The sequence below is a fragment of the Microcoleus anatoxicus genome, from assembly GCF_042465725.1.
Taxonomy (GTDB): Bacteria; Cyanobacteriota; Cyanobacteriia; order Cyanobacteriales; family Microcoleaceae; genus Microcoleus; species Microcoleus anatoxicus.
This window is the reverse complement of sequence record NZ_CP120853.1, coordinates 3,003,756-3,029,741: the sequence shown is the minus strand read 5'-3', so window position 1 is coordinate 3,029,741 and position 25,986 is coordinate 3,003,756. Positions and strand designations below refer to the sequence as shown.

9 protein-coding genes are annotated in these 25,986 nt (G+C 44.8%); 4 read left to right on the top strand and 5 right to left on the bottom strand.

The window, feature by feature from the left end:
* Positions 1-15: 15 nt before the first annotated feature.
* Together P2A85_RS13020 and ppsA are read right to left on the bottom strand one after the other, a co-directional pair.
* A complete protein-coding gene (locus P2A85_RS13020) occupies positions 16-6,480 on the bottom strand; it encodes a DUF4347 domain-containing protein (RefSeq protein ID WP_377480634.1) in 6,465 nt (2,154 codons plus the stop codon).
* 2,009 nt (positions 6,481-8,489) lie between these two features.
* The gene (ppsA, locus tag P2A85_RS13015; RefSeq protein ID WP_377480632.1) at positions 8,490-10,967 is read right to left on the bottom strand and encodes a phosphoenolpyruvate synthase; all 2,478 of its coding nucleotides are present in this window, start codon (positions 10,965-10,967) and stop codon (positions 8,490-8,492) included.
* Between the two features lie 664 nt (positions 10,968-11,631).
* Here ppsA and P2A85_RS13010 point away from each other — a divergent pair.
* From P2A85_RS13010 to P2A85_RS12995, 4 genes are all read left to right on the top strand, one after another.
* On the top strand, positions 11,632-18,105 hold the full coding sequence (locus P2A85_RS13010; protein ID WP_377480629.1) for a PAS domain S-box protein: 6,474 nt from the start codon (positions 11,632-11,634) through the stop codon (positions 18,103-18,105).
* A 150-nt stretch (positions 18,106-18,255) separates the two neighbouring features.
* Positions 18,256-19,455, top strand: coding sequence for a response regulator (locus P2A85_RS13005; protein WP_341732022.1), 1,200 nt, complete (start codon positions 18,256-18,258; stop codon positions 19,453-19,455).
* A gap of 731 nt (positions 19,456-20,186) precedes the next feature.
* Positions 20,187-20,576, top strand: a complete 390-nt coding sequence (locus P2A85_RS13000; RefSeq protein ID WP_377480626.1) for a sensor histidine kinase — start codon at positions 20,187-20,189, stop codon at positions 20,574-20,576.
* Between the two features lie 110 nt (positions 20,577-20,686).
* The gene (locus P2A85_RS12995) at positions 20,687-23,161 is read left to right on the top strand and encodes a PAS domain S-box protein (RefSeq protein WP_377480623.1); all 2,475 of its coding nucleotides are present in this window, start codon (positions 20,687-20,689) and stop codon (positions 23,159-23,161) included.
* Between the two features lie 24 nt (positions 23,162-23,185).
* On the opposite strand, the gene P2A85_RS12990 is transcribed toward P2A85_RS12995, so the two are convergent.
* The 3 genes from P2A85_RS12990 to P2A85_RS12980 form a co-directional block, all read right to left on the bottom strand.
* Positions 23,186-24,904: a diguanylate cyclase domain-containing protein gene (locus P2A85_RS12990; RefSeq protein ID WP_377480621.1), complete on the bottom strand. Its 1,719-nt coding sequence runs from the start codon at positions 24,902-24,904 to the stop codon at positions 23,186-23,188.
* A gap of 187 nt (positions 24,905-25,091) precedes the next feature.
* The gene (locus P2A85_RS12985) at positions 25,092-25,547 is read right to left on the bottom strand and encodes a response regulator (protein WP_340519987.1); all 456 of its coding nucleotides are present in this window, start codon (positions 25,545-25,547) and stop codon (positions 25,092-25,094) included.
* Entirely contained in the window at positions 25,540-25,866 is a 327-nt protein-coding gene (locus P2A85_RS12980; protein WP_340519989.1) for a hypothetical protein, read from the bottom strand. Before P2A85_RS12980 ends, P2A85_RS12985 begins: the two co-directional genes overlap by 8 nt.
* Positions 25,867-25,986 lie beyond the last annotated feature (120 nt).

Here is a 25,986-nt window from a genome sequence, read left to right as displayed (position 1 = left end):
GCAACCAGATACCACCTAAACTGACAAGAAATCCGCAGCCGTAATCAAACTATTAGCCCCAATTACCTTAGCCAAAACTTGATTAGTTCCAGACAATTGTAGTAAAAATTCATTGCCAGTTTGAGCAACTTGCAATTGTGAAAAACTCAACCCCCCAGTCAGAGCAAACTTGTCAACTCCTACTTCAAAATTGAGCACAGTGTCGATACCGCTGTTAGCACTTAACATAAAGCGATCGCCCCCAACACCGCCAATCAAAGTATCATCTCCCCCATCACCACACAACCAGTCATCTCCTGCACCTCCGTTGAGAATATCGCTATCTTTCCCTCCGTAAAGAGTATCGTTACCATCATCGCCGTTGAGAATATCTTGCCCTTCGTTTCCATAAAGCAAGTCATCGCCACTGCCGCCATTGATACAATCTTGTTGCCCGATCGCACCTACAGATTTTCCGTTGTCGCCCCCATCCCCAAAAATCGTATCATTACCATCATCGCCACATAAAATATCGCTCCCATTATCACCGTAAATTAAATCGTCTCCAGCATTTCCATCGACCAAATCATCATCGTTTCCACCACGAACAAAATCGTTACCAAAACCACCATCCAAAGAATCAGAACTATCTCCACCATCGAGAAAATCATTCCCATCTCCGCCAAACAATAAGTCGCGGCCATCAACATCACTAACTAACGGGTTTTGCAAACCACCATAAAGGGAATCATCTCCGTCATCGCCGACTAGAGTGTCAGCCCCCAGTTCGCCCCAAATAATGTCAGCATCTTTGCCACCATAAACTAAGTCATTACCCTTACCAGCCAACAGGGTATCGTTGCCACTGCCACCGCCGATGATATCGTCGTTGTCATTACCGAAAATTAAGTCACCTTCGGAAGTAGCGATCGTGCTATCAACAGCTTTACCATAGTCGCCGAGTATGGTGTCAGAACCGAGGCCGCCGTAGAGTGTGTCGGCATCACCTTCGCCGAAAATGCGATCGCCTCCCTTTCCGCCAAACACCAAATCGCGACCATTACCACCAAGCAAAGTATCATCGTTATCTTGACCGTTGAGTAAGTCGTTACCGTCTCCTCCAAATAGCCAATCTTGTCCTTGAGAGTCCTTGGCGAGGGCATTGAGGACACCACCGAACAGGGAATCATCTCCGTTGTCACCCAACAAAGTATCCGCACCCCGATCGCCCCAAATCACATCATTTTCGATGCCACCATAGGCGATATCTGCACCTTTACCCCCGTACACAGTGTCCTTGCCTTGGTTGCCAGCGATCGCATCAGCACCTTCTCCACCAAAAATTAAGTCGCCGTCATTCTCAGTCAAATCAAGACTGTTACCATTGTCACCGACGATGGTATCGGGACCGCGATCGCCATAAAGGGTGTCGGAACTGCGATCGCCAAAAATGCGATCGGCATTCTTACCTCCGAACACAATATCGCTTTCCTTCCCGGCATAAACAATGTCGTTACCCCAGCCCGCAGCAATGAAATCCTGTTCTCGATCGCCAAAAACAATATCTGAACCACCTTCTCCCAAAACCGTATCATCTCCCAGGACTGCAACAAACATTTCATTGGCATCGGAACCAGTTAAATAATCATTTCCCGCAGTCCCAAGGACAGTGTTGTTAATATCGATCGACTCTGCTGCATTTGAGTCGAAGTTGAGAATTGGGGCCGGCTGCGGTTGCGTAAAAGTTATCCCAGGCAAGACAGGCAGAGGTTGACAGCCACAACCTGTATCCGGTTCCGATACCGGCGCAACCATTATGGTTGATGTTGATGTAGGTGTTGGTGCCGGTGTGGGCGTAGGTACTGGTGCCGGTGTGGGCGTGGTGATTGGTACTGGTGCCGGTGTGGGCGTGGTGATTGGTGCAGGTGTGGGCGTGGTGATTGGTGCAGGTTCCGGTGCAGGTGTGGGCGTGGTGATTGGTACAGGTTCCGATACCGGTGTGGGCGTGGTGATTGGTACAGGTGCCGGTACCGGTGCCGGTGCTGGTGTGGCTGTGGGTGTAGGTGCTGGTACAGGTGCTGGTGTTGGGGTAATTTGTGGCAGAGTAGTAGAAACTATTCCCACCGTAGGACTGATATCGCCCGTGTTGTCCTTAGCGGTATAGGTGACAACTGCTCCTGTAAAACCACTACTAGACTGAACAAACACCTCCGTAATTTGACTCGGAGTCAAAACTTGACTAGATGCGATCGCGACTCCCCCCTGAGTCGGGTCTCCCAAGAACAATGTACCTTCCTTGGGTGGTAAAACAGTATTGACTGTATAGGAAACAATTTCACCGTCGGGGTCTTTCCCCCCCAATCCGGGGACTTTGACAGTGGTTTCTGGCAACAGACTCACACTAGAATTGTTGGTGACTGGCGGTTGGTTAACCACAGGCAAGAACAGACTAGCCGTAGCAGAGGTCAGACCGATCGCACCGCGACTATCTTTGGCACTGTAAGTCAAGCTAGCCCCCGCAAAAGTACCAGTTGCTTGAAAAAATAACTGGTTGATTTGGTCAGGGTTCAGAACTTGACCGGCAGTAATTGCCACTCCGCCCTGGGCTGGATCGCCCAAGAACAAGATGCCTTGGCTATTGAGAGGCAGAGTATCGATTGTATAAGAGGCGATCGTATCATCTACATCCTTCGCCCCCAGCCCTGCCAGCTTCACCACAGCATTCGGTGTCACCGCAGTATTTGTGTTTACAGCCACCGGCGGTTCATTGAACTTTGGCAAAGCCAGAGAAACTACGGCTGCTTCACTGCTGCTTCCCCGATCGTCGTTACTGCTGTAACTAAAACTTGCCCCTGTGAATGTTCCCGCCGATTGGAAAAACAACTGGCTAATTTGATCCGGTGTCAGGACTTGACCGGCACTCACCGGCACCCCACCTCGATCGGGATTTCCTAGGAAGAGAACACCTTGATTGCTTGGCGGCAAAGTGTTCACAGTAAAAGAAACCACAGTGCCATCTGGATCGGTCCCTCCGAGTCCACCGATGGCGATCGTGTTTTTCGGCAAAATTATAGTGGTGTTTTTGTCGGCTATGGGAGATTGGTTTGTCGGCGCCGTCGGGGTGAGAGTAGTGATGACAGTCGCATTTGGTTCGGAACCATTGTTATTATTCAGATTGGGGTCTGTCGTAGTCGATCGACTCGAAGCAGTATTTTTGATACCTGTCTCTGGAACCACCAACGTCACGAAACGATTGACATTCTCACCGCTTGGCAAACTGGAAATAGCCGGGAAAGTGACAATCCCAGACACCGGATCGTAAGTACCGTTATCAGATACCTTGACTCCGGTTAAACCAGGAACAATGCTGTCAGCGATCGCTACTCCCACCGCAGCATCAGGCCCCTTGTTCGAGGTATTTATAGTATAGGTAACAGAACTACCAACAGTCGCAGATGTGAGACCGGTTTTAGTAGTTACCAAATCCGCAGTAGGAATAGTAGGACCCGCAACCACACTGGTAGTGACTTTAGCAGTAGCAGAGGAACCATCGTTGTTGCTGAGGTTAAGGTCTGCCGTCGTTGATTTACTGCTGGCAACATTGCTGATGCTGCCACTGTCGGGAACTACCAAGCTAACGGTACGAGTGATGGTTTCACCCCTGGACACCTTGGCGATCGCCGGAAAATTCACCAGCCCAGAAACCGGATCGTAGGTGCCCTCGTTAGAAACCACAACTCCCCTTAACCCTGGAACTATACTGTCGCTGATGACAACATTAGACGCATCGCTTGGCCCGATATTGCCCGTAGTAATTGTATAAGTGACGGATTGTCCAGGCGATGCCGATGTCACTCCACTTTTAGTAGTTACCAGGTCTGCTACAGCCCCAATCGTCGTAGACACCTTAGCCTTGGGGTCTGTACCGTTGTTATTGCTCAGGTCTGGGTCAGTGGTCACAGCACTGCTTCTAGCCGTGTTGCTGATGGCACTCAGGGTCCCTGGCACCACTATCCCAACCGTCCGAGTGATGGTAGCGCCATTGTCGATCGCCACTGGTTTCCAAGTCACTATCCCCGTAACTGCGTCGTAAGTGCCTCCATCCGATGCCGTGACTCCCGTTAACCCCGGAATGATACTATCTGTAATCGTCACTCCTGCTGCGGGACTTGGCCCTTTGTTCGCAGTGGCGATCGTATAAGTCACCGTTTCACCAGCTTGACTCGAAGTAGACCCACTTTTAGTAGTTACCAGGTCTGCTACAGCCCCAATCGTCGTAGACACCTTAGCCTTGGGGTCAGTACCGTTGTTATTGCTCAGGTCTGGGTCCATGGTCACAGCACTGCTTCTAGCCGTGTTACTAATCGCACTCAGGGTCGGTGGCACCACTACCCCAACGGTTCGAGTGATGGTAGCGCCATTGTCGATCGCCACGGGTTTCCAAGTCACTATCCCAGTAACTGCATCGTAGGTTCCTCCATCAGATGCCGTGACTCCCGTTAACCCCGGAATGATACTATCTGTAATCGTCACTCCTGCTGCGGGACTTGGCCCTTTGTTCGCAGTGGCGATCGTATAAGTCACCGTCTCACCAGCCTGACTCGAAGTAGACCCAGTTTTAGTAGTTACCAGGTCTGCTACAGCCCCAATCGTCGTAGACACCTTAGCCTTGGGGTCCGTACCGTTGTTATTGCTCAGGTCTGGGTCCGTGGTAACAGCACTGCTTCTAGCCGTGTTGCTGATGGCACTCAGGGTCCCTGGCACCACTATCCCAACCGTCCGAGTGACTGTAGCACCATTGTCGATCGCCACGGGTTTCCAAGTCACTATCCCCGTAACTGCATCGTAGGTTCCTCCATCAGATGCCGTGACTCCCGTTAACCCCGGAATGATACTATCTGTAATCGTCACTCCTGCTGCGGGACTTGGCCCTTTGTTCGCAGTGGCGATCGTATAACTCACCGTCTCACCAGCTTTCGCTGATACTGGCCCTGTTTTGACAACAGAAAGATCGGCGGTCAAAGTTAACTCATTAATACTTTCTACAATTACATTGTTGAGCTCATGGATATTAGTATTACCTCCTGTAGCCGCCGCAAATCCAAACTTCAGGGTAGATGGTACTTCTCCATTTATTGCCTTTAAATCTGGTATATCAATAACCGTCTCTCCGGCATCAAATACTCCATCACCATTGAGATCGAAGGCAACGCTAAGACGGTTCGGTGTTGCAGAACGCACCGGAAACAGAGTGATTTGAACGCTTCTTTTGGCCGCACTCCGAATCGTTGTATCTTTATTGTCTATACCAATAGCAATAGAAGCATTGGTTAAAAACTGGTAAGAATTTTTTTCGCTACCCCTAATACCTACAGAATCCGGGGAAAATCCCGTGCCACCAACTCGCCCGGCCGTAGGATTTGAGAAATTACCAAACTCATCTAACCCAACCCCTAAATAACCTCCCGAAATGCCGGTGGAAACAGGGGTACTACTGATGTTTTGGGCATAGCCAAGGGACCCTCCAAAGCCTCCTGCTTTTGTTGGTGTAGCTGTTCCATCCACCAGGAAAAAGCTAATACCATCAGCACCAAAAAGAGTACCATTCTCTGCGGCGACGGTGCCATAAGCAAAAAAATCAAAAGTAACTTTTAGACCCTCAGTAGCTGGGATAGCCTTGTCATAGAGTACAAAAGCTTCCTGTCTTCTAATTGATGGAGTCAGCCGCAGGACTCCGTTACCTGGTGTGTCTCCACCCAAAGCAGGAATTACGCCGGATATGGTTCCTCCGGTAATACCAGGAACCATTTGCCTGGTGATGGGGATTGTAGGATCGTAAAGTGCTCCGTTAGTGCCTCGATAAATCCAGGGGCCTATGATTGTATCGTTTTTGAATGTTTCGCTGACTAATGTCCCCAGGATACCGCTATATTCTTGCTGTACTTGGCGATCGATCGCGATGCTAGCTTCTATTTGGCCGATCGCAAATTCTAATTCCCAGTCGCCACCCAGGGCCGCACTCCCCGTCAAATCATCAGAAGCTGCAATATCTGCACCAGTAATTTCACTCAGTCTCCCCAGGAAAGCTTGACCGCTTTTCCCTGCTGCAATGCTGCATCCCAACAACAAAATATCCCCTTTCTCGCTGAGAGATTTTCCCCACTGTTGCAACAAATGGCTGTAGCTTTCTATGTTGTTGCTATTGAGTTCCATCGACCCTACTTGTAGTCGCCCTTCTTGGCCGTGAGAAACTATCTGAAGGCTTTCTAAATCTCTCCAATTAGCCAAAATTCTAGTAATTTGCTTGACTCCATCCAGGTGAGGATCAAGCATGAATACCTCTGTACCCTCCGTTGCTCCTTTTGCCAAGCTGTCACTATTTTCTACTCTTCTATCGACTATCAGTAGATTTTTAACAGGATGGGAACGCTTGTTCCCTACAAGGTTGGTGTTTTTACCAAGGTTTTTGGTTGTGGAAAGGGTGGGATAGATGCTTTTCATGATTCAAAAAACTCACAAATTATCTAAAATAAACTATTTGTTGGACAACAGATTTAGTCGGAATTGAAAGTAATATATTCAGCTCTTTTGAGTTGTGGGTGACTAATCGAAACATGAATTCAAAGATTCAAATCAACAGTCTATTAATTGGGATTTGATAGCTTTGCAAGTATTGCCAAACGAGGGAGAATATTTTAGAAGCCCAAGCCCCTGGTTGGATTTATTGCTATCAATTTATTAGTGCTGTTTACATTCTGTTTGGAAGTGGAGTTGGGTTGAACATAGATCTATTACGTCCAACAGTGGGCAAAAACAGGAATTATCAAAATTTTTTTGATGATATTCTCCCTCGTTAGCCTCTACCATAGACAGTCTGATTTAGCCGTGGTGTTCTAGGTAACAATTCATACCAAATCCGGGTTAAAAACCCCCTTTATTTCTTAGTCCGCGTCGGCGGACTTAGTTTTTGTAGTAGCGGTTTTAACCGCCGAATCATAGAGGGGGTAACAAGGCAGGATTTGGTATCATCGGTGATTGGCGAGCGATCGACTCACACTTCCATGTCTTGAAAATAGCTATCCACCTGATGTCCACAAACAGGTAGCAATAATTACCACAAATTTACGAACGGGGGCTGACAAACCAGGTTTGTGCATCCATATCTCTCGGACATATCCACGATATTTCGGATAAAACGGCTTTTTTTTGCCTTAGTGCTACACGGAAAATTAAATGGTTACGATTGCTACCTTGCAGAATCCGTTGACCTAATTTCACCCTTGGCTGTTGATAATTCATCCTCTGGAAATAGACATACCCTGTATCGATGAGGATGCTCAAAAGTTGGCTGCTGATAATTCATCCTCTGGAAGTAGATGTACCCTGTATCAATGAGGATGCTCAAAAGTTGGCTGCTGATAATTCATCCTCTGGAAGTAGACATACCCTGTATCGATGAGGATGCTCAAAAATTGATAAATTGTAACCCGGAAAAGCAAAATCTATGCTTTAGAACACCCTAGCAATTGTAACAATTGCATCCCGGAGTGTGATTTTTTTCTACTCTCTTTGAGAAAGTAGATTGGAGATTTGCCATCTGTCTAAGGGCAAATTTTTAGGGTTAATTTGCTTAACCATAAAAACACTTTCTACAATGCCAGTCCTGTCAAGCCTAAGCTATCTATAGGTTCTATGAGGTTTTAAGTAGTCGGTATTAAATCTCCTGATTCAGAACAATTTGAAACAAAACTCTTCACACGTAAGTACATAGTAACTGATAATTAGCCTATCGGCAAATACTCGTAGATGCAATCCCTTATATAAGTTAGACCTTTTAAAGGGGAACGTCAATAGTTTCGGGAGTAATATCTGCGATCGCCTAACCGATGCCTTCTATATAAATTACCAAGCCTGTGTATAGTTGAGTTTATAGGAGTATAAAATTTAATTAAAATCCGGGTTTATTACCCCTCAATCCCTGGGTAGTTGAAAGCCTTGAAAGTTATACTATACAAGCTTTTTTTTTACATAAATATAACAACAAATTAGGGGATTTGTAACCGGATTTTTTTTAAAAAAGAGGCGATAGTCATATAAAATTCTCTCTTCATCGGAATTATTAAACTCTCTCTTCTCTGCCTTCGCGTACTACCCTACGGGAACCCCTGCGGGGAACGCGCCTTCGCGGTTAAATCACCTGACGATACAACCGGAATTGATATCATTAGTCATCAGTCATTAGTTATAAGTCATACAGCATATTGCAGGTTCATCAAGTAGAGTATGAATCGTCCGCGTGCGTGGCTGCGAGTTGAGATCCCACAAGAGAATTTGCAGATAGCAGTCAACAGTCAACAATCACCTGACGGTAAAACCCCGACTTCTGAGGGTGAAGTCGGGGTTCCAAGGCCAGTTATCCAAAATCATGCAACAGTAGCTTGAGGGTGCATCGCCATCTACAATCCTCCCTAGGGATTATGGGAGATGTCTCACAGAGATCGCATTTTCTGTTAAACAGGCGCTACATCCATCACCAAGTCCATCATCGAAGCCGTACTCTCAACCTTAGCAACATCCAACAAAGTCTTCAAAACAGAATCTGGATTCAAACTAATCGAATCAATTCCCAACTCAACCAAGAACCGAGCAAATTCAGGATAATCACTAGGGGCTTGACCGCAAATTCCAATCTTGCGGCCGTATTTTTTCGCCGCTTTAATTGCAATTTCCACCATCCGCTTCACAGCTTCATTTCGTTCGTCAAAAATGTGCGCAACTAAAGCAGAATCCCGGTCTAATCCCAATGTTAGCTGAGTCAGATCGTTAGAGCCGATGGAGAATCCATCAAAAACTTGGGCGAATTCATCAGCAAATATGACATTGCTAGGCAATTCGCACATCACATATACCTGCAAGCCATTTTCGCCCTTGACTAAACCGTGTTTCGCCATCTCCGCTAATACCTTTCGCCCCTCCTCCGGGGTGCGGCAAAATGGAATCATCGGAATCACATTTGTCAAGCCCATTTCATTGCGAACTCGCTTCAGGGCTTTGCATTCCAAAGCATAAGCTTCGCGGTAATTTGGGTCGTAATAGCGAGACGCGCCCCGCCACCCAATCATGGGGTTTTCTTCCTTGGGTTCAAACTGTCGCCCTCCTAACAGATTAGCGTATTCATTGCTCTTGAAATCGCTCATCCGCACGATCACAGGATTGGGATAAAATGCCGCAGCAATTGTACCAATTCCGTGGGCTAATTTGTCGGTAAAGAAATCGGGCTTGTGTTCGTAAAGCGCTGTGAGTTTGGCAATTTCGCGTTTGACGGATTTATCTACCAATTTGTTAAAGTGAATCAGTGCTAACGGGTGTGCTTTAATGTGATTGGCAATGATGAATTCCAGTCGCGCCAATCCCACACCGTCGCAAGGAATTGCTGATAAACCAAAGGCTTCTTCGGGGTTGCCGACATTCATTAAGATTTGAGTGCGAGTGCGGGGTAAATTGTCGATCGCACTTTCTTGGACTGCAAACGGCACCAAACCCGAATAAACTTTGCCTTCCTCTCCTTCAGCACAAGAAACAGTGATTTCTTGACCATTCTTTAAGAGTTTTGTCCCATCACCGGTGCCGACAATTGCCGGAATTCCCATTTCTCGCGCAATGATTGCTGCATGACAAGTGCGGCCGCCAGAGTTGGTGACAATCGCACTGGCTTTTTTCATAATGGGTTCCCAATCTGGGTCTGTTTTGTTGGTAACTAAAACTTCCCCTGCTTCAAATTCCGCGATTTCGCTAACTTCTAAAATTACGCGGGCTTTCCCTTGTCCAATGGCCTCGCCCACAGCCCGTCCCTTCGCCAAAATAGCGCTAGAACCTTGCAGTTTGTAACTCCGCAAAACTGTAACTGATTTTTGAGATTGTACTGTTTCCGGTCGCGCTTGGACGATGAATAATTCGCCAGTATTGCCGTCTTTTGCCCACTCGATGTCCATGGGCGTGGGAGTTCCGCGCACTTGGGAGTAGTGTTCTTCTATTAATACTGCCCACTGTGCTAATTGCAGAATTTCGTCATCGTTAATGGCAAATTTTTCCCGTTCTGTGGTTGCTACTGAGACGTTTTTGGTGTATTTGGAACCGCCAATATCGTACACCATTTTAATTTTTTTGGTGCCGAGGCGTTTGTCGAGAATTGGGCGGAAACCTTGTTTCAAGGTTGGTTTGAAGACTAGGTATTCGTCGGGGTTTACGGCCCCTTGAACGATGTTTTCCCCCAATCCATAGGCTGCGGTGATGAGGGCGGCATTTTTGAAACCGGTTTCGGTGTCGATGCTGAACATGACACCGGAGGATGCTAAGTCCGATCGCACCATTTTTTGCACACCTACTGATAAGGCGACATCAAAATGGTCGAAGCCTCGGAGTTGACGGTAGGAAATCGCTCTGTCGGTGAATATGGAAGCGAAGCATTTGTGGCTGCATTCAAGCACGCTGGTGCAGCCATGTACGTTGAGGTAGGTTTCTTGTTGTCCGGCGAAGCTGGCGTCTGGTAAGTCTTCGGCGGTGGCGGAGGAACGAACTGCTACATCTGTACTCTCGCCATAGCGATCGCACAATTTATCGTAAGCGCTGGCGATCGCCGCTTGCAAGTCTCGCGGAAACGGCGTTTCCAAAATCAGCGATCGTGCTTGCTTGCCTTTTTGGCGCAGGTTGTTGACATTTTCGACTTCCAAGTCAGCAAAAAGTTCGCGCAGTTTACTATCTAAACCCGCCGACTCGATGAAGTAGCGGTAAGCGTATGCTGTAGTTGCAAACCCGTTGGGAACATTCACTCCTTTGGGGGTTAGCTGTTGAATCATTTCCCCCAAGGAAGCATTTTTGCCACCGACTAAGGGGATGTCAGCGATGCCGACTTCATCGAACCATAATATTAACGCTTTGTCTTTGGGAATTTGAAGCTGCTTTTCTGGAATTGCTAATTTTTGGGTCATTGCTTTTTCCTCTACTTTTTAGATCGTTTCGGTCAAAGGACAGCAAAAAGTTTGAACTTAGTTTTCTTACGAAGTCAATCTCTAAATATCCAGATTTCTTGATTTTCCCGTCACTATTTATTAGCTGTATCCTGCCTGCTAATCATTCAATCCAATGAATTACTCACCTTAACAGCTAAGATTTTCTCCAAGTAAAACTATTTTAATTATCACTAAAACCTTGATCCCCGGCTCCTTAAAGTGAATTTAAGTGTATTTATGCACAGAGCGTGCCAGAGGCTCCCTAGCTCAATATCGTTTATTGCCTCTATTTATAGATTATCACTTTTTTGGAAAAACACAAGAGACACGCGAATTTTTTTCTAGGTTGCCACAAGTAAAAAGACGGCAGCGACTAGGAGGTATCAGCTATCATAAAGCTCAGACAAAAAAACTAGGTCACAAACCCTGTATTCATCCCTCCTGTGGATTTTGATGGGACGATCGCTTTTAAAGGTGTGTCAACGATTTTCTTACTCAGGGGAGAGAGTCGCAAATTTCCGCTGAGTCAGGTAGAATTCAGTCAACAAGTTTTAAACTATTCCCACTTGCATATTTCAATATTGAATTGCTTATATGCTATAATGGTTAGTACGACTGCTTTACGATAAAAATCTGGGTATTTATGATATCAGTTTTGAACCCAACCGCAGAGCGCAATGGCTTTAAGGTTCTCCTCGTCGAAGACAATCGGGCCGAAGCTGAGCTGATCGAAGAATTATTATTAGAAACCAATGTTTCCCGATCGTTGCCCCAAAGGCTATCGATAAGTCGCGCCGATCGCCTGAGTAAAGCACAGGAGCTTTTACTAAAGGAAAAATTTGATGTCATACTACTAGATCTATCGCTGCCGGACAGTCAAGACTTAAGTACAATTGTTAAAATTCAAGAATACAGCGTCAATACTCCGATCGTGGTACTCACGGCCCGCAACGATGAAGAACTAGCCGTGCAGTCGATCCAAACAGGAGCTCAAGATTATCTAGTCAAAATAAAAATAGACAGCGAAGTGTTAATGCGATCGCTGCGTTACGCAGTGGAAAGACAACACAACCAAGAAGCTTTGCGAAAAAGTGAAGCAAAATATCGATCGGTAGTGGAGAATTCCCTAGTCGGAATCGCCATTCTGGCCGCTCCAATTTCTCCCGCAGAACCAGATCGATGCCAGTGGCTAGAAGTCAACGATGCTTTGTGCAATTTGCTGGGATACGAGCGCGAAGAACTGTTGCAGGGTAATTGGGAGCAATTGAGTTTTCCTGAAGATTGGCAAGCTAGTTCAGAGCAGCTCAAGAAAATTTTAATGGGTAAGAGTCAAGGTTACGTTTTAGACAAAAGATGGCGCAAAAAAAACGGTGGAATAGTTTATACTAGAGTGTCGCTGCGCTGCATCCGGAGCCTAGACGGGTCGATCGATCGGATGATTAAAGTGGTCTTGGATGTGAGCGATCGCCACCACTATGAAGTCCAACTCAAAGCATCTCGACAATTTTTAAAGCACACGATTAATGCGACACCAGACCCAATTTTTGTCAAAGACGAACAACATCGTTGGGTAGTATTAAACGATGCTTTTTGCGAGTTAATGGGCAAACCGCGAACCGAACTTATAGGTAAATGTGGATACGACTTTTTACCGGAAGAAATAGCGAGCTTGTTTTTACAAAAAGACGCAGCGGTATTGAAAACAGGAATTCCTGATGAAACGGAAGAAAAATTTATAGATAGTCGCGGTAAAAAAAGGATTATATCTACAAAAAAAATTATTTTTAAAACAACCGAAGGCAGTAAAATGTTAGTAGGTACTATCCGAGATGTCACCGAGTACAAGCGACAGCAAATAGCATTGAAGCAAACCCGCTCTCGGCTGGAAAAAATGACAGCTAACGTACCGGGAATGATTTATCAATTTCGTATAAATAAGGATGGAGAAAAGAAATTTTTCTACGTTTCTTCTGGTTGCAATGATATTTATGAATTAGCACCTAAAGAACTAGAAGAAAATGCCGAATTGGCGTTTAAAAATATTCATCCAAATGACCTAGAAGAGTTCCACAAATCCATAATAAAATCTGCGAAAATGCTGCTGCCATGGCATCAGCAGTGGCGACAAATTATGCCGGACAAAGTGAAGTGGTTGCAAGGCGCTGCTAAACCAGAAAAGCAAGCCAATGGCGATTTAGTTTGGGACGGCTTGGTGATGGATATCACCGAATTAAAACAAACTCAGAAAGAGCGCGATCGCTTCTTTAACATTTCCCTAGATTTACTTTGCATTGCGGGTTTAGACGGCTATTTCAGACGCTTAAATCCTGCTTGGTCAAATGCTTTAGGTTACAGCGAAGGGGAACTTATAGCCAAACCTTTTATAGAATTTGTGCATCCCGAAGACCGAGCAATAACCATAGCTAAATTGGAAACACTCAAAAGTGGCAACCCAGTTATTAACTTAGAAAACCGCTACCTTTGCCAAGATGGTACTTATAAATGGCTGTCCTGGACGGCATCGCCCTTTGCTGAAGAAGGTTTAATTTATGCAGTGGCCCGCGATGTTACATTAAACAAACAAGCCGAAGCAGAATTACGCAAAAGTGAAGCCACCAATCGAGCTCTTTTAAACGCCATACCCGACATGATGTTTCGCTGTCGCGCCGATGGCACTTTTGTAGACTTCAAACCTGCAAAAGAACCGAATATTATACTTAAAGAAAGTATTTTTATAGGCAAAAAAGTCCAAGACATCTTACCGTCGGTTTTTGGTGACAAGATCCTATCTGGGAACAAACAAGCGATCGACAATGGTGAAATTCAAATCGTAGAATATCCCATGTCAGTTAATGGCGAACTGTACGATTTTGAAGCAAGAATTGTATTTTGTAGCGATGACGACATTATCGCGATCGTCCGTAATATCACCGATCGCAAACGTTCTGAGTCGGCAATTCAGCGACAAGCCGCCGCCATGTCTGCCGCTTCCGAGGGCATCGCCATCATCGGTGCCGGCGGAGAGTTCATTTATTGCAACGCAGCTCAACTCAAAATGTATGGTTGCGAATCTCCCGAAGCCATGTTCGCTCAAAGCTGGAAAATATGCTATGAAAGTGCAGAACTACAAAGGTTGGAGCAAGAAATCCTCCCCACTTTAACCACAAAAGGATATTGCAACACCGAAGCCATCGGATGTCGCCGCGACGGCTCCAACTTTCCTCAAGAACTGTCCCTAACCATGCTGGCCGGGGGCGAAATTATTTCCATTGTACGAGATCTTTCTGCTAAAAAACAAGCCGAACTAAAGCTGCAAGATAGTCAGCGGTTCGCTGAAAAAATTGCTGAAGCTAGTCCTAATATTTTGTATGTTTACGATTTGATTGAACATAAAATCATTTATGCTAATGCTTCCATTTATCACGTTTTAGGCTATACAGTAGAAGAGCTTCAGGCTATGGGTGTGGAGATGATTTCTCAATTGATGCACCCGGAAGATTTGAGCAAAATTCCTGATTATCTACAACAAGTAGAAACAGGTGGTCAAGGGGATATCTTTGAAGTTGAATACAGAATGCAGCATAAGGAGGGTTCTTGGCGCTGGATTGTCAGCCGAGATACTGTATTTATGAAAACCGCAGCCGGTCGATTAAAACAAATTTTGGGCGCGGGAACTGATATTACTGAAAGTAAGCAAACAGAAGATGAAATCAAGTTGTTGTTAGCAGCAACTCAAGCAATTAGTCAGTCGCCAGACTTCGAGAGCGCGATCGCCAATGTTTTGCGCTTTTTGTGCAACGCCATCGGCTGGAATTTTGCCGAAGCTTGGATACCTGCTGCTGATGGCACTGTTTTAGAACATAGTCAAAGCTGGTATGCTAGCGACCAGACTTTGCAGGCTTTTGGACGTGCAAGCAATCAGTTTGTATTTCCACTGGGAGTCGGACTCCCGGGGCGAATTTGGCTGACTAAACAAATGGAGTGGAAACAAGATATATCCGATGGTGTAAATCCCGTTTTCTCGCGATGGCAACTAGCAATAGAAAGTGGACTCAAAGCTTGTTTCGGCATACCAATTCGCGCTGAGGGAGAAGTGCTGGCAGTTTTAGTATTTTACCAGCGAAACCCCTCGGAGCTAGAAGGCCGTATAGTAGATTTAGTAAAAGCAGTGGCAACTCAATTGGGTTCCCATATTCAGCGCAAACAAGCCGAAGAAGAATTAAGAAAAAGCGAAGAACGCTGGCAGTTAGTTCTTAAGGGAAATCAAGACGGAATTTGGGATTTTAACCTCCAAACTAATGAAGTTTTTCGCTCGGCTCGCTGGAAGGAAATTATTGGTTACTCAGACACGGAAATTGACACTAACAACAGCGAATGGACTGAGCGAATTCACCCGGAAGATTCTTGGCGCGTGCAAACCGCTATCCAAGATTACCTCGATCGCAAAACCCTGAATTACGCCTCTGAATACCGTCTCCTATGCAAAGACGGCAGTTACAAGTGGGTACTAGCCAGGGCTCAAGCAGTGTGGGACAAAGCCGGAAATCCGCAGCGGATGGTGGGTTCCATGACTGATATTAGCGATCGCAAACAAGCAGAACTAGAGCTGTTGAAAGTTACTCAAGCCGTTGAAAGTACCAGCGACGCGATCGCGATTACCGACTTGAAAGGACGCTCTATTTACCACAACCAAGCATTCATTCAACGGTACGGCTACACAGTCGAAGAACTCAACACGCTTAATGCAGCCGAGGCGATGTACGTCCAACCTAAAATTTATAAACAAATCTATAAAACCCTTCGCACAGGCCTGTCATGGAGCGATGAAATTGAACTAAAAACTAAGAATGGTGAAGCAGTAACTACTCTGGTGAGAGCCGATAATATCAAGGATGAAAATGGCAATTTTATCGGTTCTGTGGGAGTAATTACCGATATTAGCCAGCGCAAAAAAGTCGAAAAAACTTTGCGCCAACAATTAAATCGGGAGCAACTAGCAGTCGCCATGCTCGAACGCATTCGGGGTTCTTTAAACTTAGAAGAAATTTTAACCACAACTGTGGAAGAAGTGCGGCTATTTTTGCAAGTAGACCGCACAGTGATTTACCAATTTACTCCTAGTTGGAGCGGGTTTATCGCTGTAGAGTCGGTAAAGGAAGATTGCATGGCAATTGCGGGAAGGGAAATTTACGACCCCTGTTTTGGCGAAGCCTACGTTGACCTTTACAAAGATGGCAGAATTAGAGCTACAGATGATGTTTACAACGCTGGTATCGCTGAATGCTACTTGAATCTGTTAACCGATCTCCACGTCAGAGCTAACCTGGTAGTACCGATTTTGCAAGGCGAAAAATTGTGGGGGCTGCTAATTGCCCACCACTGTACAGACTCCCGTCCTTGGCAGAAATTTGAGGCAGATTGTCTGCAACAATTAGCCGTGCAGTTGGCGATCGCCATCCAACAATCTACTTTGTTTCAAAAGGCGCAAACTGAAATTGCCGATCGCAAACAAGCAGAAGCCGCCCTGCAATTAGCAAAAGAAGCCGCCGAAGCTGCTAACCGCGCTAAAAGCGACTTTCTCGCCAATATGAGCCACGAATTGCGCACACCTTTGAACGGGATTTTAGGATACATTCAACTCCTGAAAAACGAGCGTAATTTAACAACAGAACAACTGGATATCCTGACTAACGCTCTACAGTGTGGCCACCACTTACTGACGCTGATTAATGATGTTTTAGACCTGGCAAAAATAGAAGCTAATAAAATGGAACTGTCTGTGAGCGAGGTAGATTTTAGAAATTTAATCAAAAACATTGTTGACTTGTTTAAGATGCGTTCCGATCAAAAAGGAATTGCATTTAATTACGAGGAGCTATCTGTTCTGCCTAACTACGTTTTAGCTGATGAAAAAAGAGTCCGACAAGTTTTGATTAATTTGCTCAGCAATGCTGTTAAGTTCACCGATCGTGGTGGAGTGACATTGAAAGTGGGTTACGTGGATAATGTCGCTGAATATGCCAGTCCCATCAACTCCATAAATTCCAGTTTAACGGCGGCAAATCGTGATGGAATGGCAACTTTGACCCCTAATCTAGAACCACAGAAGCAGTCCATCGCCCCTGGTGACGCCACAGAAGCACCAAACTTAGCAAAATTACCACCAACTAAAATCCGCTTCCAAGTCGAAGATAGCGGCATTGGTATCAGAGAGAACAAATTAGCAGAAATATTTTTGCCCTTTCATCAAGTGGGCGATCGTAGCAACGTGGTGGAAGGTACCGGATTGGGCCTTTCCATCAGTCAAAAAATAGTAAACATGATGGGCAGCCAAATTCACGTCGAAAGTACCTCCGGCATAGGCAGCATTTTTTGGTTAGATATAGATTTGCCCGCCGTCGCCCAGTGTTCAGAAATCCCCTCTCCACCGGAAAAACATCGGATTATTGGTTTCGTAGGCCTCAAGCGCAAAGTGTTGGTAGTAGACGACAACGAAGCAAATCGGGCAATGCTGCATAAAATGCTCTCTCGTTTGGGCTTGGAAATTGTAGAAGCCACAGACGGCGAAGACTGTTTGCACAAAGCACTGGAATTTCAACCCGATCTAATTTTAATGGACTTGCTGATGCCAGTAATGGACGGCTGGGAAGCTACCAGGCGGCTGCGACACTTGCCGGAATTAAAAGATGCGGTTATCCTTGCTTTGTCTGCTAGTGTTTATGAGACTACCAGGCAAGAGAGCATACTTGCAGGCTGCAATGGTTTTCTCAGTAAGCCTATTCAAAACAACGAGCTTTTAGAATCGTTGCGAGTTAATTTGGGACTAGAATGGGTTTACGAAGACGGAGCATCGGCTAACAAACGCAAAGCTCCAACCCCAAAAACAGCATCAGACTTGGCTGCTGCTGACTCAAAGATCGTGTCTCCCCCCTGCGAGTCAGTCTTGGCTTTGTTAAGACTGTGTGCCATGGGCGATATAGAAGCTATTCTGGAGGAAATTGCTAAACTTGAAAATTCTGACCCCAAATTAGTGCCTTTCGCTCACCACGTCCGCCAACTAGCTAAGGGATTTCAGATCAAGCAAATTAGAGCTTTTTTGAAGGAACATTTGTCTTAGGATTAAAGTTATGTAAAACTTTGTAAGTTGACAGTTATGATTGTGACCAACAAATCAAAATCATTCGACGGGGATTTTAATTCACAAGTCACACTTCAAAAGTCAAAATTCACAATTCACAACTATTCAAATTGATTTTTTTCCTTGAATATGAACGATAAAAATTCTGAAAGAAGCATTATACTAATTGTCGATGACAACCAGACCAATCTGGATGTACTTTTCGAGTTGTTGAGAAACTATGGGTTTAAGGTATTAGTAGCCCAGGACGGCGAAAGTGCGATCGAGCAAATTGAATATATCCATCCAGACTTGATCCTTTTAGATATCATGATGCCGGGAATTGACGGGTTTGAAACTTGCCGTCGCTTGAAAGCAGACCCGCCGACGCAAGACATTCCCATCATATTTATGAGCGCCCTTTCCGATACCCTTGACAAAGTAAAAGGCTTTCAAACAGGAGCAGTTGATTACATCACTAAGCCGTTCCAGCACGAAGAAGTATTGAGCCGAATTGAAACTCACTTGACTATTCGTAGTTTACAAAAAAAACTAGAAGAGAAAAATGCAGAGCTTGCTCACCTCAACCAAAATCTGGAAAGACTTGTCGAACAAAAAAGTAAGCAACTCATCGACCAAGAAAAAACTGCCATCATCGGTCGCTTGACTCAGGGCATGGTACACAACCTGAAAAGTCCGCTGCAAGTGATGCAGACTAGCGTGGATCTCATTGAAACAAAAGCAACAAAAATTAACGACTATTCGTTTTTTAGTTACACTAAGTATATTTTACAAGCCATCACAAAAGTCAATCAGATTATGGATACTCTGATGGTGAAAAGCAGAAAAGAGCAAGAGCAAGATTTGCAGCCTGTGAATATAAACGAATTAGTGCAGCGAGAGATTCAGCTATTGGAAGGAAATATGTATTTTAAAAATAAAATAAAGAAAAAATATTTTTATGACGATAAACTGCCAAATATTCCCTTAATTTATTCCTATATTTCTCAAGTATTTTACAACTTAATAAATAATGCCATGGATGCTATGTGGGATAAAAAAAGCCGAGAACTAACTATTGTGACTCGACAAGATGAATCGAAAATTTATCTGGAGATTGCGGATACGGGATGCGGGATAGCACCGGAAGATTTTTCAAAAATATTCGATCCTTTTTACACATCAAAACCAGCTAAAGGCGAGGAACAAAAAGAGGGTGAACCCACAGGAACTGGTCTGGGACTTTATACTTGTATTGAACTGCTAAAACCTTTTAAGGGCGAGATTGCTATTAGCAGTAATCTCGGCAAGGGTAGCATATTTACAGTTGTGTTGCCAAAACGGCAGTAAGATTGAAGGCAGAAGGAGGCAGAAGGCAGAAGGAAGAAGAACCCCCCTTGGGGGGAAGTAAGAAGGAAGAAGTCATATCAATTCCGTTACCATCGGAATTATTCATTTCTCTCCGATCTCTCTGTGTTCTCTGTGGTTAAATCATTCCGATGCAACCGCAAACGATATCATCCCCCCCTTGGGGGGAAGGAAGAAGAAAGAAGAACCCCCCCTACCCCCCCCTTGGGGGGAAGTAATAGACATCTCCCATAATTATTGTGGAACAGGCATCCCTTCGACCCTTCGACCCAACGACTGCGTTTATCCTGAGCGTAGTCGAAGGGCTCAGGGCGACGCTCCGCGGTTCAGTCAGCGTAGTCGAAGGGCAGGGCGACGCTCCGCGGTTCAGTCAGCGGAGTCGAAGGGCAGGACACCGCCTGCCTGTTCAAGACTCGCTTTTTGGGAGATGTCTAATATAAAATCCTCTCTTCATCGTCCTGTATTAAACTCTCTCTTCTCTTCCTTCGCGTCCTTGGCGCCTTCGCGGTTAAATCATTCCGATACAACCGGAATTGATATAAGAAGGAAGAAGTCATCCCCTAAACAATCATAGCTCTTAGGCCCAATGCCCATAACGCTTCGATGCTTTCTTAAATCTGCAAAATTATAGTATAAATATTCCCAATCGCCTGAAATCTCACAGCAACTATGCGGGTATTCAGGTAATTAAAGATTACCAACAACTGCAAAATGTGGAATGTTTTCCTGGTCTGTTAAATCAGGTATTTATGAATATTTTGATTAATGCGATCGATGCTTTGGAAGAACGGGATAACCAGGAGACCATGCAGGAGTGCGATCGACCTCCCAGTACCATCACTATTCGCACTTATTTGACTGCTGGGGGCTTCGTAGCGGTATCAATTGCTGACAATGGAGGGGGGATACCTGAATCTGTTAGGTCTAGGCTGTTTGACCCATTTTTCACCACTAAACCTGTGGGTAAGGGAACTGGTTTGGGGCTATCGATTTCTCATTCAATTATAGTCGATCGACATGGTGGCAAATTGAGCTGTACTTCCACGGTGGGAGAGGGTTCGGAGTTTTTGCTAGAAATTCCAGTCCAGCAAAATTTAACCTAGACGAGTTTGGATTGATATATTGGTTGTGAAAAGCCGATAATTTTTTACATGAAATCGCATCTGAGTGTCACAATAAAAACAGCAAATGTCAACTTACCCCTTGTCAAGTTATGAGTGGTTCTCCCAGGGAAGCTAAACTACCCAAACAATCCCCGATCGCGAATTTTTCAGATGTCGGCGAAAATTCTTGGCGCGACTGGGCAGATCTAGTACCAACCCTGCTGTGGATAGCAGATGCAGAGAGCAATTGTCATTACTTTAATTCGCAGTGGACAGAATTTACAGGGCTTAGTCAGGAACAAATTTCAGCCAGCGGATGGACGCAAAACATCCACCCCGAAGACTTAGATAGCTGGGAAAAAATATATGCAACTGCTTGGAATTACCCTCGAAAATTCGAGAGAGAATACCGCCTAAAAAGAGCCGACGGCGAATATCGGTGGATTGAAGAAACAGTAGTTCCTAAGTTGACACCAGCAGGTAAATTTCAAGGATTTATAGGTACGGCGACGGATATTAGCGGACGTAAAAAAGCCACTGACGAACTCTTAGAATACCAGCAAAAACTAGAAGAAACTCAAAAAGTTGCCCATATCGGCAACTGGGAATTCGACCTCACTACTGGCGAAGTTACTTGGTCTGATGAATTAAAAAGAATTTACGATCTAGAAATAAACGCACCAACACCAAGTTATCCTGAACTGGTGCAACAAATTCATCCTAACGATAGAGAACGCTTTCAACAAACTATAAATGACGCCATCACCCACCGCCAACCCTACGAAATTGACCACCGCATTTACCGTTTAAACGGAGAAATGAGATATCTAATCGGTTGGGGACAAATTGTCCAAAACCATCAAGGGGAAGTCATCAAATTATTCGGAGCCGCCCTCGATATTACCGATCGCAAACAAGCAGAATTAGCACTGCAAATGAGTCAAAAACGCCTCCGTGCCGTTGTCAACAATGCACCCATAATTTTGTCTTGCATTGACCGCCGAGGCATCTTTACACTTTCGGAAGGAAAAGGGTTAGAACCTTTAGGATTAGTTCCAGCACAAGTAGTTGGCTTATCGGTTTACGGACTGTACGAAAAGTACCCCCAAATTATCGAAAATATTAATTTGGTTTTGGCTGGCGAAGAAAAAATTTGGTCGGCTGAATTCTCTGGTCACATTTACGAAACTCGTGGCACCCCAATCTTCGATGAAAAAGGAGAAATTCTAGGATTAATTGCTGTTTCTGTGGACATCACGGAGAGGGCGCGAGTTGAAGAAGCTCTCAGGGAAAGTGAAGCAAGACTACGCTTAATTCTCGAAAATATGCCAGTAATGCTCAGCGCTGTTGATGCCGAACGCAATATCATAGTCTGGAACCGAGAATGCGAACAAGTTTTGGGTTACAATACCTCAGAAATGGTCGCCAATCAGCAAGCGATACAACTACTAATACCAGATTTTCAATACCGCCAAAAAGTCTTTAAAGAAATTGTCAAACTTGAACATAATTTTCGTGATTTAGAATTAGAAATACAGGCTGCTGACGGGACGGTAAAAACAATTGCTTGGTCTAATATTTCCGCTGAATTTTCGGTTCCAGGCTGGGATTTTTGGGGAATTGGTGTCGATGTTACCGAGCGCACAGCAGCAGAAATGGCACTGCGAGAATCCGAAGCTAGACTCAGAGAACAAGCAGTGGAATTAGAATTAGCTTTTAACACTCTGGGTAATACCCAAGCACAGCTCGTCCAAAGTGAAAAAATGTCTTCCTTGGGTCAATTGGTTGCTGGCGTCGCCCACGAAATCAATAATCCTGTCAGTTTTATCTTTGGAAATATTACCTATGCCAAAGATTATACCAAAGATTTGTTAAAAATTCTGGAACTTTACCGTGCAGCATACCCTAAACCTACGGCAGAAATTGAGGAAGCACTTGAAGAATGCGAATTAGATTTTATCCGCGAAGATTTGCCGAAGCTGTTGGATTCCATGGAAGTTGGAGCCGAGAGAATTCAAGAAATTGTTAAATCTTTACGTACTTTTTCTCGCCTTGACGAAGCCGAATTTAAGGCGGTTAATATTCATGCAGGCATTGATAGCACTTTGATGATTTTGGCTCACCGTTTGAAGCAGAAACGGGAACAAGCTACTATTTCGCTAATTAAAGAGTACGGCGATTTACCCCTGGTGGAATGTTACTCTGGTCAATTAAATCAGGTGTTTATGAACTTGTTGAGCAATGCGATTGATGCTTTGGAAGAAAAGGCTAAAGAACTTGAATCTGCCGAGGATAAATCTTCTGTTTATACAATTAAGATTCACACAGAAGTTGTGGATGAGGAGCGGGTGAGAATTACGTTTGCCGATAGCGGTACTGGCATTCCAGAATCAGTAAAGCAGCGGTTGTTCGATCCTTTTTTTACTACGAAACCTGTGGGAAAAGGTACGGGATTGGGATTGGCTATTAGTTATGAAATCGTAGTTGAAAAACATCACGGAACTTTGGAGTGTAATTCTCAGTTAGGGGTGGGGACAGAATTTGCGATCGAAATACCGATCCGTCAAGGGATTTTAGATTTGTGATTTCAGATTTTAGATTGATGAGAGTCAAGGGATTTGAGATTTGAGATTTGAGATTGAAGAAACCGACTCTAGGGATAAATCTGGGGGTTTGTTAGCCGATGAGTGAGGGTTGCTGCTGGCGTGACAAATGCGATTTTTGCCTTCACTTTTAGCTTGATAGAGAGCTCTGTCAGCACTGTGAATTAGGCTGTCGGGAGATTGATCTGGAGAAGGAATCGTGGTAGCAATCCCACAACTGAGGGTAACGTAGGGATCGATTTCCGATCGCGCGTGGGGGAGTTTTAGGGCACCGAGGCGATCGCAAATTGTCCTGGCGACAACGTTGGCCCCCTCGGCTTCAGTGTTGGGAAGTAGTACGGCAAATTCTTCACCACCATAACGGGCTGGCAAATCTCCAGCCCGCTTGACAGCAGAGGCGATCGCCCCAGCCACTTGATACAAGCAGTCGTCGCCGGCAAGATGCCCGTAAAAGTCGTTGTAATATTTAAAAAAGTCGATGTCAAGCAGGATCAAAGACAGCGGCAATTCCTCTCTTGCTAGCCTACGCCACTCCAACATCAAAATTCGATCGAACTGGCGGCGGTTAGCAATCCGTGTCAGTGCGTCTGTAGTTGCTAGTTGCTGCAATTTTTGGTTGGCAATTGCTAACTTGCGGTAAAGTTCAGATTGTTCGATCGCGATCGCCACTTGATTTGCCAAATGTGTTAAAAATTCTATTTCCCATGCCTGCCACTGCCTAGCTCCGGTACAATTGTATGCTGTCAGCATTCCCCACAAATAATTTTTATTTTCTGCGCCAGAGTCAGATTCATTTTTGAGAATTATCTGCGGTGTCCCACCACACAGCAGCGTCATTAAATCTTCGGAATAATCCTCATCTTGTTCTTCTTCCCACCTAGAGTCTGAAGATATTTTATTTGTCGCTTCCTTGCCTTCAGATTGCCAGATTGGAACGCTTAAAACTGCTGCAATTTCACAATCAGCGAGCATTTTTTTACAACTACCAGTCAATTCCGTCTCCCTGACATCTGATATTGCTTGTACCGACTGAGACTCCGCCAACAACAGACAAGATACCGCCAAAGCAGAACAAATATTTGGGTTTTCAATATAACCTTGTGGCAATCCATCACCTGCGACAATCTCGCATTTTTGCTCTTCGCTGTCGAGTTTTGTCGCAGAATTGTGACAGCGATAAATTAAAACCCGGTCTGTTTTCAGAAATTGACGTACTTCTGCCACGGTACTGTGGAGAATACTTGTAGCGTCTATGCACGATCGGATATTTTCGATCATTTTAGCCAAAAGTCGCTCTCTTTGGGCTTGTTGTCGCAATTGTTCCTCTATGCGTTGCCGTTCGATCGCATAGTGGATTGCCCGCACCAGAAGAGTTCTATGAAATCTGCCCTTCACCAAACAATCTTGAGCGCCCGATCGCAATACTGACAGTGCCGTATGTTCATCATTCATATCTGTTAGTACCACAATTGGCACCGTGGGCGATCGGGCTTTCAGCATCGCGATCGGATCGCTTCCCTCCAAACTATCTTCCACGGAAAAATCTAATAGTATGGCATCAAACTCTGCTCCTTGCAGACATTGTATTCCCTCCTCCATAGACTTAACAATTTCAAGCTGAAATGTAGCGTCACTGAATGACCCTAAAAGGTCTTCAATCAGAGTCGCATCTGCGAGGTTATCCTCCACCAACAAAACTTTTATCGAGTGGTTAGACGTTAACACAACTATAGCAATTCGAGCGGGTTGACAACAACTATTTAGAACTTCTAACTAATAGCCGACATAGCTACTAGCAACGGAAACCATCTCATTTTTGGAAACCTCCCCTAGGGAAAATTGCATTGGGGCAGAAAAGTTTGGGTTTTACTCAGAGATTAATTCCCCTAATCCTTGCCCCTTACAACTCAGCTTATACAGCCTTCGGCGGGAGCGAAACGATTTCAAACCAATACTGACACAAAGTCTGCATTACTTCAACCAATCCTTCAAAAGTCACTGGTTTGGATATGAAAGAATTCGCACCCAAGCGGTAACAAAGCAAAATATCTCCGCTGCTTTGCGATGTAGTCAGTATCACTACCGGAATCTGTTGCAAGTCGGGGTCCGATCTAATCAAAGTTAGTGCTTCTGGCCCGTCAAGCCTCGGCATATTCAGATCTAAAAGTATCAGGTCGGGGAAGCGCCAATTGCTAGCCTCGGCATAGGAGTCGCGACAGTACAAATAGTCTAGCACTTGTTCCCCATTTTCCACAAATTCGATTCTAATTGCTATGGGAATCTCTCGGAGTGATTCTTGCACGAAAAAGCGGGTATCTTCGTCATCATTAGCCATTAAAATAGTGAATGTTTGGTTTTTATTATTCACTGCTTTGACTCACTACCAACGAATATTCTGACCTGGTATAAATTGAACAAACATCCAAGGATATGTCAACATCTGTTGCCATAATTTTAGTGGTTTGACCAACCGGGCTGAGTTTGTGTAGCAAAAATTCTTTTATTTGCCTTCCAGGCAAACAGTTGTCATTAATGCTTGTTTCACTTAGCACTTGTTTCCAAACTGCACAAGCCACACAACTAGAACTATCGCCAAGGCTTGCCTCCGAAATATAGTCTAAATTACTGTAGGGGAAAGTCAGATACTCTCGATACAGTTGAAATAAATTGAAAATTATGCCGTGCACCGCTGATGTTTAACTTTTACAAGATTTGAGTTAATAAATTGATTATGAACTCTTTATTTGTTTTTTGTCATCAGTAAATATGCTACATTTTGATCGCAATTCTGTAAAGTAAATATAAAT